Here is a 13414-nt window from a genome sequence, read left to right as displayed (position 1 = left end):
GTGATTACTTCCCTTTTTTAATATTTTTGGGCCACAACAAAGCAAATACTATGAATTGGGAGCAACTCTTATCACTAAAACGATATGGAGATACACACAAAAGACTAAGAAAAGAACAAAATGAGACCAGGCTTGGTTTTGAGGTAGATTATGACCGGATCATTTTTTCTTCGGCCTTTAGAAGTTTACAGGATAAGACGCAGGTAATACCACTTTCCAAAACAGATTTCGTACATACCCGATTAACCCATAGCCTGGAGGTTTCAGTCGTTGGTCGTTCTCTGGGAAGACTGGCCGGGCAAAAACTAATAGAAAAGCATCCCCATCTCAAAGACACTTTCGGCTACCGGATGAACGACTTCGGGGCGATCGTTGCAGCAGCGGCATTGGCTCATGATATCGGTAATCCACCTTTTGGCCATTCAGGAGAAAAAGCGATCGGCGAGTATTTTAGCCACGGGAACGGAAAACGGTTTAAGGAACAGCTGTCAGAAAAAGAATTCCAGGACCTGGTGAAATTTGAGGGTAATGCCAATGGCTTCAGGATCCTGACAGAGAACAGGCCGGGTATCACCGGTGGTCTCAGGCTATCATATTCCACCCTGGGTGCTTTTACCAAGTATCCGAAAGAATCATTACCGCATAAACCCAGCAGGAAGATAGAAGATAAGAAGTTTGGTTTTTTCCAGAGTGAAAAGGCTGTGTTTGAGGAGGTAGCCGAAGAATTAGGCCTCAAGAAAACAAGAGAAGGAAAGGATATTGGCTACGCCAGGCACCCATTGGCCTTCCTGGTAGAAGCAGCAGATGATATCTGCTACACCATTATCGATTTTGAGGATGGGATCAATCTTGGGCTAATCGACGAGGACTATGCCCTGGAATATCTCATCAAACTGGTCAAGGATAATATCAATACCACTAAATACAACCAGTTAAAAAATACGGCAGACAGGCTTGCCTATTTACGCTCCCTGGCGATCAACACCCTCATTACAGAGGCGGCAGATATCTTCATCCAGAATGAGCAGACTATTTTAGATGGTGATTTTCATCAATCTCTTTTTGATATGAGCAGCTATGAAGCCCAGATCAAGGATATAATCAAGATAAGCATAGAAAAGATCTACCAGAGCGAAGAGGTGATAAGTAAAGAAATTGCAGGTTACAGAATGCTTTCTTATCTGCTGGATATTTATACCAATGCCTTGCTGCCAGAAGAAAAATCTGTGGACTCCAATTTTACAAGCCTGGTATTAAAATCTGTACCTCAGCTGGAGCCGTTACAGGAAATTGATTCGGTTTATGATAAATTGATAGGGATCTGCTCTTATACTGCATCACTTACAGATGGCATGACGGTGGCATCCTTTAAAAAGTACAAAGGACAAAGTTTATAATATTAAAATTCATAGACCACACCAACACCCAGCATTTGCTTGAGCTGAATACGAGGACCGGAAGTTTCTAACTTCCCGTCACCGTTGGTGTCTTCCTTGAACTTAACATCGTCATCATACCGTATGTGGGAGCCTATGTTGGCCTTTACAAAGTCATTCACCTGCATATTAACCGTCAATTGCCAGTCCACATCGATATTTCCAAACTTATTGAGATAATCTGAATACAGGCTCAATTGATTACTTAGATCTATATTTTCATAGACCTCCTTCCTAAAATCGCTGGTAACCAGGAAACCAAATTCTGTTCTCACATTTTCTCCTTCCCTGAGGATATTCCCGAGTTCATCGGTTACCGCAGCTTCAACCCCAAACATCCCTTCATTGGCAAGTCGTTGATCGAGTACAAAAGTAGATTTAAAGGTTATTGGAGACAGGTAGATCGTAAGATCCTCTTCAGGATGAGAAAACTCTGTACCCACCCCCAGGAAAGTATATCCCGGCGCCATAAATCTGGAGATCGCAACCTCTGTATCTGGATATTTATATCCATTGGAAAACTGCGAGTTAAAACTGAATTTTCCTGAATAGTACCAGTTGGAAGTACTGTCTGTCCTGAAACCAAAAGAAGAATTAAGGCGTAATTCATCTTCGGTTTTTCTTATTTCACGACCTTCCTGGGCATTGATACCATATCTTAAGGAAGCAGTATTACGCCACATGGTAAGGTCCCGCTCGAAATTTCTCTGGAAGTTCGCATAAAATAAAGCTGAAACAGAATTATTACCCCCCGAGTTCCAGTTTACAAAAGCAACCTCGCTAAGATTCACCCCGAAGGTGTTCTTCTCGGTCCAATAGATCATCATAGAATCTGTATTGGTGGTGTCTTTAGTAATGGTTGATGTGGTATCCTTTACTGCAAGATATCTTTTTTCTGAGGCCATGGAGTTCAGGAAAAAAATGCAGCAGAAAAACAGCAGGATGGGCAACTTCATTTATCGATTCGGGTTTCAGATTCGCAAAAATAAAAAAATCAACTCATTGATTTCATTTTTTGTCTTAAACCTTCAACGCTAATTCCGGAAATTTCTTGTAATTCATCCACACTTCCCTGTTCAATAAATTCATCGGGCACTCCCAGAACCTCTATATCCCCTCTAAATCCAGACTTTGCGGCAAATTCCAGGACAGCACTTCCAAATCCGCCGGTAATGACCCCGTCTTCAACGGTAATGATCCTGGTGAATTTATCAAAAATAGTTTTGAGTAAATGTGTATCCAGAGGTTTTATGAATTTCATATCGTAATGAGCGATCTTCCCTGGCTTATTGATTTGGGCGATGGCCTTTTGCACATTGATTGCCATATTGCCAATGCTTAGAACGGCCAGATCATTTCCTTCCCGCAAACATTCACCTTTACCAAATTCAACTTCTTTAAAAGGAAGCTGCCATTCTTTTAATACCCCTCTTCCCCGAGGATATCTTATAATTAAAGGATTCTCTAATCCCAGCTGGGCAGTATATAATAAATTTCGCAATTCTACTTCATTAGATGGTGCCGCGATAATTAAATTGGGAACAGCACGTGCATAGGCAATATCAAATACCCCGTGATGGGTGGCACCATCTTCACCCACCAGGCCGGCACGATCAAGGCAAAAGATCACCGGCAGGTTTTGTAAAGCAACATCGTGTATTAATTGATCATAAGCCCGTTGCAAAAAGGTGGAATATATGGCACAAAAGACCGTAAACCCCTGAGTAGCAATTCCTGCAGAAAGTGTGACCGCATGCTGCTCGGCAATACCCACATCAAAGGCTCTTTCGGGAAAGGCTTCCATCATATATTTAAGGGAGCTGCCGGTAGGCATAGCCGGAGTAATACCAATGATCTTTTTATTTTTACGAGCCAGTTCCACCAGGCTGAGTCCAAATACATCCTGATATTTCAGGGGCAACCCATCTGTATCATACTTCAATAACTCCCCGGTATCTGGTTCGAACTTACCCGGCGCATGATACTTAACCTGATCCTCTTCGGCTTTTTTAAGACCTTTGCCTTTCTTTGTGATCACGTGAAGGAACTTAGGCCCCTTAATAGCTTTCATCTCTTTAAGCACCTTTAAAAGTCCTTTTAGGTCATGACCATCAACCGGTCCAAAATATTTAAAATTCAGCGCTTCAATTATATTATCGCGTGCAGGTTTATAACCCACCCTCGCCCGGGTCAAATATTCCTTAAGTGCACCTACACTTGGATCTATACCAATTGCGTTATCATTAAGGATCACCAGCAGATTGGCGTTGGTAACCCCGGCATGGTTCAGGCCTTCGAAGGCCATTCCGCTGGCGATCGAGGCATCACCTATTACGGCAATATGCTGTTTCTCTGTTTCACCCTTTAGATTTGAGGCAATGGCCATTCCCAGGGCTGCAGAAATTGATGTGGAGGAGTGTCCTACCCCAAAAGTATCATATTCACTTTCATCTCTTTTTGGGAATCCGCTCAGGCCATGTAATTGCCGGTTGGTTTCAAAATCATCCATTCTGCCGGTAAGAATCTTATGGCCATAAGCCTGGTGGCCCACATCCCAGACCAACAGGTCTTCAGGAGTATTAAAAATATAGTGCAGGGCGATTGTAAGTTCTATTACCCCAAGGCTGGCACCCAGGTGACCTTCTTTAGTAGCTACAATATCTATAATAAATCTGCGAAGTTCAACAGCAAGCTGAATTAGCTCATCTTCCCCCAATTTTCTAAGGTCTTCTGGTATATTTATTTTTTCTAAAATTCCGGCCATATACAGCAAAGTTACATTTTGCAAACTGAATTGCATACCGGGTCTTGAAATTGAAGGGACAAAATTTATATCTTTCACAAAAATTCAAACATGCTCTCTCCATTTGACGATGAATATTTTATGAAAAAAGCCTTGGAAGAAGCTGAAACTGCTTATGAAAAAGGGGAAATACCGGTTGGAGTTGTTGTGGTAATCAACGATAAGATCATCGCCCGGGGCCACAATCTAACGGAAACTCTCAATGATGTGACGGCTCATGCAGAAATGCAGGCGATCACGGCGGCAGCTAACTATCTGGGTGGAAAATATCTTCAGAAATGTACCATGTATATTACCCTGGAACCCTGCCAGATGTGTGCAGGTGCCCTGTATTGGAGCCAGATTTCAAAAATCGTATTTGGAGCCGAAGACAAACAGCGCGGGTATCGAAAGTCTGGTGTTCAGCTTCATCCCAAAACCGAAGTTAAATCTGGAGTTCTTGAAGAAGAAGCCTCCAGACTATTAAAGCGGTTTTTTATAGAACGTCGCAACCTGAATTAAAAAAAGCGAAACTTTCAGGTTTCGCTTTTTTTAATTATTGCAATTCTTGGGGTAACTCGGTTACCCTAATAGAGTCTACATAGAATTTATCGGGTAGTGCGCTATCATTGATATCTGCACCACCAAGATTTCCTCCTACGGCCATATTGATCAGGAAATAGAAATTCTTTTTAAAAGGATAATCCCTTTCATTATACTGTTGCGGGGTGAACCTGTACAACTGCCGGCCGTCTACAAAAAATTCGATATATTTTTCAGTCCAGACGGCTTTGAAATCATGGTAACCTTCTTCTATACCCTCGATCTTAGTCTTTTTGGTATTTATGGTATTACCGTGACTTGCCGGGGTATGTAAAGATGTAAACACAATTCCGGGTTCCCTGCCAATATATTCCAGTATATCGATTTCACCGCTGGCAGGCCATCCTACCTCGTTAATATCTGAACCTAACATCCAGATCGCCGGCCAGAGACCTTTGGCAGTGGCTAATTTTGCTCTTACCTCGATGACGCCGTAGGTAAATTCGACTTTATCTTTAGAGTTAATCTTACCCGAATAATATTTACCATCCTTTTTAACGGCAGTAATTACCAGCTTACCATCTTCTACCGCCACATATTTGCGGTCGTAGATCTGTTTTTCATTATTTCCCCAGCCACAAAGGTTAGGGCAACCGTCACCTTCCTCATAATTCCATACATTCATATCCAGGCTGTCTCCGTCGAAATCCTCTTCGAAGATGATCTTTTCCTGAGCATTAAATGAAAAAATACTGCCTAATAGAAAGCTCCCGGTTAATAATATTTTAGAAAAACTGATCATTACTTTTTATAATCAAATTTTACGGTTTTCACGTCTACTGAATTACCTCCTACCATTAATTCAAACTCTCCCGGTTCTGCTTCCCATTTACCAGAAGCAGTATAAAATTTTAACATTTCTTCATCAATGCTGAATTCTACAGTTTTAGTTTCCCCGGGGTTCAATTCAACCAGCTCGAAACCTTTTAATTCTTTTATTGGCCTGGCGACACTAGCCACAAGATCATGCATATATAGCTGAACTACTTCTTTACCCTTTACGCTACCAGAATTAGTTACCGGCACACTTAAAGTAAGTAATCCTCCGGAAGATAATTCAGAAGCCGAAAGACTTACATCTCCGTAATCGAAAGTGGTATAGCTAAGTCCATATCCAAAAGGATAAAGTGGCCCATTGGTAATATCTGTATAATGCGAGTAAGTAACGTGCTGATCATTAGAAGGTCTCCCGGTATTCATACGGTTATAGTACAAAGGCTCCTGTCCCACTGCTCTTGGAAATGATACCGGCAGTTTTCCCGAAGGATTATAATCCCCGGTTAACACATCTGCAATGGCATTCCCGCTTTCAGTTCCCAGCTGCCATGCTTCTACAATTGCAGGAACATTTTCAGCAGCCCAGGTGATCTCCACCGGTCTTCCATTCATTAGCACCAGAACAATATTCTTATTTACTTTTTGGACTTCCTTCAATAGTTCCATCTGCAAACCGGCCAGACCAATATTTACCTGGCTGCGACCTTCCCCAGACTGGAAAGCATCCTCTCCCAGAACCATTATAACAAGTTCGGCTTTCCTTGCTTTTTCAACAGCATCAGAGATTCCTGTTGTATCGGTTTTATTGATCTTCAATGGCATCAGGAAACTACGTTCACCTTCGCCAAGGGTTACCCCTTTGGCATAAGTGATCTCTGCATTTATATCAGCATTTTTCAAACCTTCTACAACAGAGACAGCAGAATTAGCTTCCCCCTGTGCTCTCCAGTTCCCAATAGGAGTATCCTTGTCATCTGCCAGTGGCCCGATCACCGCGATACTTTTTACTGAAGATTTTAGTGGTAGAAGACCTTTTTCGTTCTTTAAAAGAACAATAGATTTTTTAGCGATATCTCTCGCCGTCTTCCGGTGCTCAGCAAATGGTATTTCACTTGCCAGCTCCGGGTTATTATAACGATAAGGATCTTCAAAAAGACCTAATTTGAATTTTACTCGAAGTACTCTTTTTACAGCTTCGTCGATAAGACTTTCGTCAATTTTCCCTTCTTCTACCAGTTGCTCAAGACCCGCCTGGTAAGCACCGCCTTCCATATCCATATCGCTCCCGGCAGTAACCGCGATCTCTGCCGCGTGAACTTTGTCTCGTGCAAATCCATGCGGGATCATTTCAGAGATAGAACCCCAGTCTGAAACCACAAACCCCTGCCAGTCCCATTCTCCTTTAAGAATTTCTCTTTGCAGATATTCACTACCGGTCGCCGGAATTCCGTCTATGGTATTGAAACTATTCATAAAAGTTGCCACCCCGGCATCTGCGGCAGCCTTGAATGGAGGAAGTACAACATTGCGCAGTTCGTTCTCACCGATGTGTACAGAATTATAGTCTTTACCGCCTTCAGCTAGACCATAACCGGCAAAATGTTTCGCGGTGGCAGCTATGGATTGTGGATCTGAAAGATCATCTCCCTGGTAACCTTTTACTTTCGCTACAGCTACTTTTGCGGTTAAATAAGGGTCTTCACCCGATCCTTCCATGATCCTGCCCCAACGGGCATCCCTGGAAATATCAATCATGGGCGAGAAGGTCCAGTTCACACCCTGTGCTGCAGACTCGAGAGCAGCTATACGTGCAGATTCCTGTGCCGCTTCCATATCCCAGCTGGCAGTTTCCCCCAAAGGGACCGGAAAGATAGTGTTGTAACCATGTATCACATCATAACCAAAAATGAGTGGAATTTTGATCCTGGAATTTTCCATGTTTAAACGCTGTGCTTTTTCTGTAGCTTCTACAGAAAGAACGTTGAGCATGGAACCAACAAGGCCTTTTTTAAGTCTTTCTTCTTTTTCTTTATTTCCAGTTTCAGAAGCCGGACCGGTTAAGTCCCAGCTACCATTATACTGGATCATTTGCCCAACTTTTTCCTCAAGGGTCATCAGGTTTAAAACTGAATCCACCTTTTTTTCTACCTCCTGAACAGAACTTTTAATCCCTGATTGCTGGCCGTAGAAAGAAAAGCTTCCCAGGCAAAGTGTCGTTATTAATAAATATTTTTTCATATTCTATAAAATTAATTCCCGGAGAACAGAATCCTCTCCAAATTTATTTTTTACAAGACCGTCCGCAGTTTGGTTCCAATCTTATTTTTCAAGTCATGACCCGGCGACTGATTATTACTTCAGTCTAACAATTCACTAGCCAAAAACCTCAACTCAGTAAAATACCTTCCAGAGTATTTTTAAAATGACAAATACTTAATTATCTTTTTTACTTATTAAAACCCAATCGATAAGCACTTCGGCTTTGCCTTCTTTTATTAGCTCTACTGTAGCTTCAGGCAGACCGTTATAAGGTTTTCGAACTCCATTGGTTTTAAATGGGTATGCACCACCCAGGGCAAAATTGAGGATGAGGAATTTTGGGTTATCATAAGCCCATTTTCCATAATGCTCTACCATTGGTTTGGTCACCCGGTAGATCAACCTGCCATCAACCTTAAAATCAAAACCCTGTGGTGACCAGTCTACTGAATAAATATGCCAGCTGGTCACATCTTCATTTTCAGGAAAAAAATACTTATTCACCAGCGGGGTTTCTCCGGAGTACCCCGGACCGTGCAGGGCAACCCCTATCCAATCTGTTTCACCCACATATTCCATGATATCTATCTCCCCGGTTTCAGGCCAATTACCCCCACCGAGAGCCCAGAATGCAGGCCAGTAGCCGTTGCCTTCCGGTAGTTTCATCCTGGCCGAAGCCGTCCCATAGGTAAACATCACTTTGTCCCGGGTGTCTATCCTTCCCGAAATAAAGTCAAATTGATTTCCACGAAATGTGATATAATCCGGACTGTAGTGAGCTTTTAGTACAAGTGCATTTTCTGCTCCCTTGGCAGAATCACCTTTCGCTATGAAAATGGTTGCGGTGGAATCCACGTAGATCTGCTGCTCATTATTAACCCAAAAATCGGGTCCAATAACGTTCCACTTTTCCCGATCAAGGGAATTCCCGGAAAAATCATCAAAGAATAGAGTATCCGGTTCCTTGTTTACAAATGAGTCCTGGGCGAATAAATTGCAACTACAAATCAACGCCAGTGACATAAAGGTTTTTAAGAAGCGGTGTCTCATATCTATTATTTTTAAAAGTAACATTATCCTGTTCCTGAGAAATACTTAATCTCAAGACCCCAGGACTGAGTCAATAATTCTTTATAAAAATAAATTCCCGAAGCTTGCACCCCGGGAATTAGCCTAAACAAACAATTATTGAAATACTCTCACGTAATCTACTTCCATCGATGACTCCTGGAAATCATCGGCTATAGCTCCGCCAAAAGATCCTCCCATGGCTACATTTAATAATATAAAAAAGTCATCCTGGAAAGGTGTGGAATCATCATTATCAAATTCCAAATGCGGTTCACCATCCATTAAAAATGTGATCTTATCTGCAGTCCATTCTACCTCGTAGATATGAAATTCTGAAGTTACATCGCCTACTGTGGTTTCACCCATTATTGGGTTCCCACCGGAATTTCCAGGAAAATGAAGTGCAGATGAAACTACATTTGGCCTGTTACCGGCAAATTCCATAATATCCATCTCACCTACTCCAGGCCATGCTTCTTCAGGCCATTCGGCACCGAGCATCCAGATTGCAGGCCAGGTTCCACCTCCGGCAGGAAGTTTTGCTCTAACTTCTACACGACCATACGTGAATTCTACTTTATCTTTTGTGAAGATCCTGGCAGAAGTGAAGTCTTTACCTTCCATAGCCTGTCTTTTCGCAGTGATCACAAGATTACCGTTCTCTACTTTTACATTTTCCTCAGAATCAGTATAGTACTGTGCTTCACCGTTACCCCAGCCGCAAAGGTCGGGACAACCGTCACCAATGGCGTATTGCCAGTTATCTGTATCAAGAGCATCCCCATCAAATTCATCTGCCCAGATCTCTGTAGTAAACTGAGATTCGAATCCGGGATCGGGTTCTCCACCTCCGCCACCAATACTTCCATCAGGAGAAGTAGTTAAGATTAGGTACCATACAAGGAATGTATCATTAGCCTGTACGGCACGCAGGTACATACTGTTTTCATCTATCGATAGTACCTCGTATTGATTCTGACCAATGTAGTAGCTAATAAATGAATCGGCCGGAAGTTCGATAACAGTACCCGTTGATACATCTTCAGAAATACCGGCGCTTGAAGGCACTAATTGTGCCGGCACACTCCCATCTGCAACATCTGTATCCAGACACTCATCTACAAATTGTTCTCCATTCCCACCAAACTGGGTGGTATATTGCCAGTTTACAAAAGAAGCATCAAAATCATTATAGTCATAAGTTAGGTTATCGTTAGCATCAAGGCTAAAGATTATCTGGTCATCGTAGAAACAATCTGGACCAAATCCCGGAGGTCCCTGGAAAAAGGCACCACCGTCTACGATAGCATTACCATCGTCATCAATATTCTGTCCAACTCCTAAATGACCGCCTACCTGTGAAGCAATGTACCAGGTCTTTGAAGAACCACCGGTAAGGAATTGCTTGGTTTCAGGATCGTCGAAATCACTTCTAACTTCAATTTCTATAGTCCTGGAACTACTCACGCCACCTTTACCGTAGGCTACAACAGTAACCAGATAGGTGTTTAAACCAACACGGGTAAAACGCTTGGTAAAAGTACCGCCGGCAGCAACTGCCGAGGTACCATCACTAAAGTTATATTCGTAGGTAATAGCATTATCTGCAGATGCTGTAAATTCAACCACTCCTGAACCATCGTCACTAATATTGCTATTAATAGTAAGGTTAGTTGGGACCAGAATGGTACCCAGCTCGAGGTCATCCTCCTGGCAGCTGGAAAGCAGCAAACTAACCGCTAATAAGCTAAAAATTAATTTAAAATATCTCATAGTTTAATTTTTCTAATTCTGTTCGATATCATCGATGTAGTAAACTGAACCATCGGCTGGTGCCTGTGCTACGTCGTCATAATCCGGGAATATCACGAATTTATCGTAATTATTGTTTGTGTCAATAATTCCTGCAAAATCATACGTTAGGGTAACCCAGGTATTTGCCTGAGTCACTGTTTGATCTACGGAAATATTTGGACTTGCATCTGAACCTTCAAGTTCTAACTGGAATCTTACATTCACATTGGCCTTTGGTGACCATACTTTAATTGAGAACGTAGTTCCCTGCGAAAGGTCAATATTATTTGGGAAAATATGGAAGATCCCAGAATACCATGCTGCATTATTTGCTTTATTAAACTCATACACCGTACTGGAATTATTTCCCGTCATATCCGGGTTCGAAACCGGCATACCAGTAACTCCCTGTGATGATTCGAATACACCCTGTAAGGTTTCATTAGATTCAAAATCTATAGGTAAGCTGGTAGCCACAACCGGATCTCCACCACCAGAACCTCCTCCGGTTGTGGAATTTAAAGTAATATTATCAAAATAAGACACAGATTCTGCCGCTCTGTCCTCAAAGTCCGGGAATATTACCAGACCTGTAATATTTGTATTGTTAGGATCTCCAATCACTCCTGAGAAATCAAAAGTAAGTTCCTCCCATTCGTTCACCTTTGTATTGGCAACTTTGATCTCACCGGTTGATCCCTGAGTAGCGTTCTCAAATTTGATCCCTACATCACTGATCTTAGATTTCCAAACCCACATCTTCACAATAGCATTAGATGCATCCAGAGTAAATGGATTTGTTAATTGAGTGATAGTACCTGCGAAAGGCTGGCCATCCTGTCTCGCGGTAAACTTAGCTACCGTAGCAGAAGCATTTCCGGTCATATCAGGGTTTGCAATGATCTCTAATGCAGGGTTATCCACATTTTCAAATACAGTCCAATTGGCAGAAGCACCGCCATTAGAAGCAGTTTCAAAATCTACCGGGAAGCTGGTAGTAGTAGAGGCAGGAGGAGTTCCTCCACCTGTACCATCTGTCTGGATAAGATCATCGAAATAATATACATCACCATCACATGAGGCATCTCTCTCAAAGTAGATGATTATACTCCTGAAAGTCTTATCATCAACATCAGAGAAATCGAAAGTTAATTCCTGCCAAACTCCGGTTTCAGTAATTTGTGCTACTCTGTCTTCTGCAGGGTCTACATCTGGGAACGGTTCTCTTTCAAGTCTTAAAGTAACTTCTGCAGTTTGTGTTTCTGCAAGAACTTTTAGCTTGAATATCTTCTTGTCTGTTGTAGTAAAGTCTATAGCTGTAGGAATTTCAGTTCCAACACCAGACCAGGTTTCGCAACCAGGAGTCTTTATTACTCTTTGAACGTTACAGCTGTTGTTAATACCATCTGTTTTTGGATTTCTAACAATCTCTGATTCGATATTCCCAAATGGATTAAAATCGAAATCTTCGTCATCATCAGTTTTAAATGTCCAGTTAATAGGGCCATTAGCGGCATCTATATTTTCTGTAGTTTCAGCCACACAGTCTGGTGCCGTTGACTCCTGCATGATATCATCGATATAGAAAGTACCTGCTGTTGTACCAGGACCATCAAAAAAGATAACCATCGCAGCATATTGTCCTGTTGGAACAAACGGTTCACCAACACCCTGGTTGCCGTCTATGAAGCTTTTAACCGCATCTGTGGCAAAATTGAAACTAAGTTCTTCCCATCCGGTCCCACCGTGATTGGCCACAACTTCTGTTTGTCTTTCATCATTTACACCACCTTCGAACTTCAGTAATACAGGCTGAGCAACATCAGACCATACTTTCATGGTTATGATCTTATCGTCACCACTAAAATCTACAGGTTCCCCAAGGGTATATACTATACCTTCCCAGTTTGCCCCGGAATTTGTTACTGCTGCTACATTAGACTCGGTAGTATTAGCTCCAGAAAGATCTGGATTTACAACTATTTCATAACTGGTTCCTCCAAATACATCTGCTGCATAGTTCACAGTCCCCATATCGTAAGTGATAGGTAATTTTAGTGGGTCTGTAGCTTCAGGAATAATAACAATAGCATCTTCCTCGGCAGTAGCAGCACCAGCACCTCTTGCTACAACGGTAATTTCATAAACTCCCGGCGCATAAGTATGCTGAACGCTTTCTCCAGGCATCAATTGTGTAGGCTCTTCATCATCAACATCTCCAAAGTACACATCGAATACCGTAGCATTATCTGCAGTGGCAGAAACGGTAATTAATTTTGGATTTGAAGCAGGCTGATCTATAATAATTTCAAGATTTTCTGGAGCCTTGAAAGAAATATTCAGCATTTGATTGTATTCACTGGTAAGACCCGTAGATCCTACAGCTACGATCTTTACCATGTACTCTCCTTCTGCATAGGCAGTGGTCACAGACTCGCCTGCCGCAAGTTCTGCTGTCTCTCCATTTCCAAGATCGACCTGAAAAACCTGTGCGCCCTCACCGCTAGGGGTGATAGTTACTGTTCCTGTATCGTCCTGCGAAACATCAAAAATAGCAGAAACGTTTGTGGGAGCAGAGATCTCCTGGAAGGCGTAATTAGTAATTTCTTCATCTTCGCATCCTGTAAAGAACAGCACCGAGATGGTAAGCATTGCTAAGAATTTGAATATTTTCATCTTTATTCGTTTTAAT

The 13414-nt window shown here is 42.1% G+C and carries 9 protein-coding genes; 2 read left to right on the top strand and 7 right to left on the bottom strand.

The window, feature by feature from the left end:
• Positions 1 to 50: 50 nt before the first annotated feature.
• Complete coding sequence (gene dgt, locus FGM01_RS06505) at positions 51 to 1397, top strand: dGTP triphosphohydrolase (protein ID WP_143410303.1); 1347 nt, start codon at positions 51 to 53, stop codon at positions 1395 to 1397.
• Positions 1398 to 1399: 2 nt separating this feature from the next.
• Here the strand turns inward: dgt and FGM01_RS06500 are convergent, their stop codons facing one another.
• Together FGM01_RS06500 and FGM01_RS06495 are read right to left on the bottom strand one after the other, a co-directional pair.
• Entirely contained in the window at positions 1400 to 2341 is a 942-nt protein-coding gene (locus tag FGM01_RS06500; protein ID WP_243735769.1) for a DUF3078 domain-containing protein, read from the bottom strand.
• An 89-nt stretch (positions 2342 to 2430) separates the two neighbouring features.
• Entirely contained in the window at positions 2431 to 4200 is a 1770-nt protein-coding gene (locus FGM01_RS06495; RefSeq protein WP_143410301.1) for a 1-deoxy-D-xylulose-5-phosphate synthase, read from the bottom strand.
• Positions 4201 to 4290: 90 nt separating this feature from the next.
• Between FGM01_RS06495 and FGM01_RS06490 the strand changes: the two genes are divergently transcribed.
• Positions 4291 to 4740, top strand: coding sequence for a nucleoside deaminase (locus tag FGM01_RS06490; RefSeq protein WP_143410300.1), 450 nt, complete (start codon positions 4291 to 4293; stop codon positions 4738 to 4740).
• 34 nt (positions 4741 to 4774) lie between these two features.
• On the opposite strand, the gene FGM01_RS06485 is transcribed toward FGM01_RS06490, so the two are convergent.
• From FGM01_RS06485 to FGM01_RS06465, 5 genes are all read right to left on the bottom strand, one after another.
• Positions 4775 to 5563, bottom strand: coding sequence for a glycoside hydrolase family 16 protein (locus tag FGM01_RS06485; protein ID WP_143410299.1), 789 nt, complete (start codon positions 5561 to 5563; stop codon positions 4775 to 4777).
• Positions 5563 to 7836 carry a beta-glucosidase BglX gene (gene bglX / locus FGM01_RS06480; RefSeq protein ID WP_143410298.1) on the bottom strand — a complete coding sequence of 758 codons (2274 nt, stop codon included), beginning with the start codon at positions 7834 to 7836 and terminating at the stop codon, positions 5563 to 5565. Before bglX ends, FGM01_RS06485 begins: the two co-directional genes overlap by 1 nt.
• 195 nt (positions 7837 to 8031) lie before the next feature.
• Positions 8032 to 8907, bottom strand: coding sequence for a glycoside hydrolase family 16 protein (locus FGM01_RS06475; protein WP_143410297.1), 876 nt, complete (start codon positions 8905 to 8907; stop codon positions 8032 to 8034).
• Between the two features lie 135 nt (positions 8908 to 9042).
• A complete protein-coding gene (locus FGM01_RS06470) occupies positions 9043 to 10701 on the bottom strand; it encodes a family 16 glycosylhydrolase (protein ID WP_143410296.1) in 1659 nt (552 codons plus the stop codon).
• A 12-nt stretch (positions 10702 to 10713) separates the two neighbouring features.
• Positions 10714 to 13398, bottom strand: coding sequence for a hypothetical protein (locus tag FGM01_RS06465; protein WP_143410295.1), 2685 nt, complete (start codon positions 13396 to 13398; stop codon positions 10714 to 10716).
• Positions 13399 to 13414: the final 16 nt, after the last annotated feature.

Source organism: Christiangramia sabulilitoris, assembly GCF_007050985.1.
Lineage (GTDB): Bacteria > Bacteroidota > Bacteroidia > Flavobacteriales > Flavobacteriaceae > Christiangramia > Christiangramia sabulilitoris.
This window is presented reverse-complemented; position numbering and strand designations above follow the sequence as displayed.

What these genes read in the sequence shown, in the direction of transcription:
- FGM01_RS06500 (WP_243735769.1), bottom strand. Translation starts at nt 2,341, where the DNA reads ATGGCCTCAGAAAAAAGATATCTTGCAGTAAAGGATACCACATCAACC.
- dgt (WP_143410303.1), top strand. Translation starts at nt 51, where the DNA reads ATGAATTGGGAGCAACTCTTATCACTAAAACGATATGGAGATACACAC.
- bglX (WP_143410298.1), bottom strand. Translation starts at nt 7,836, where the DNA reads ATGAAAAAATATTTATTAATAACGACACTTTGCCTGGGAAGCTTTTCT.
- FGM01_RS06485 (WP_143410299.1), bottom strand. Translation starts at nt 5,563, where the DNA reads ATGATCAGTTTTTCTAAAATATTATTAACCGGGAGCTTTCTATTAGGC.
- FGM01_RS06490 (WP_143410300.1), top strand. Translation starts at nt 4,291, where the DNA reads ATGCTCTCTCCATTTGACGATGAATATTTTATGAAAAAAGCCTTGGAA.
- FGM01_RS06465 (WP_143410295.1), bottom strand. Translation starts at nt 13,398, where the DNA reads ATGAAAATATTCAAATTCTTAGCAATGCTTACCATCTCGGTGCTGTTC.
- FGM01_RS06495 (WP_143410301.1), bottom strand. Translation starts at nt 4,200, where the DNA reads ATGGCCGGAATTTTAGAAAAAATAAATATACCAGAAGACCTTAGAAAA.
- FGM01_RS06470 (WP_143410296.1), bottom strand. Translation starts at nt 10,701, where the DNA reads ATGAGATATTTTAAATTAATTTTTAGCTTATTAGCGGTTAGTTTGCTG.
- FGM01_RS06475 (WP_143410297.1), bottom strand. Translation starts at nt 8,907, where the DNA reads ATGAGACACCGCTTCTTAAAAACCTTTATGTCACTGGCGTTGATTTGT.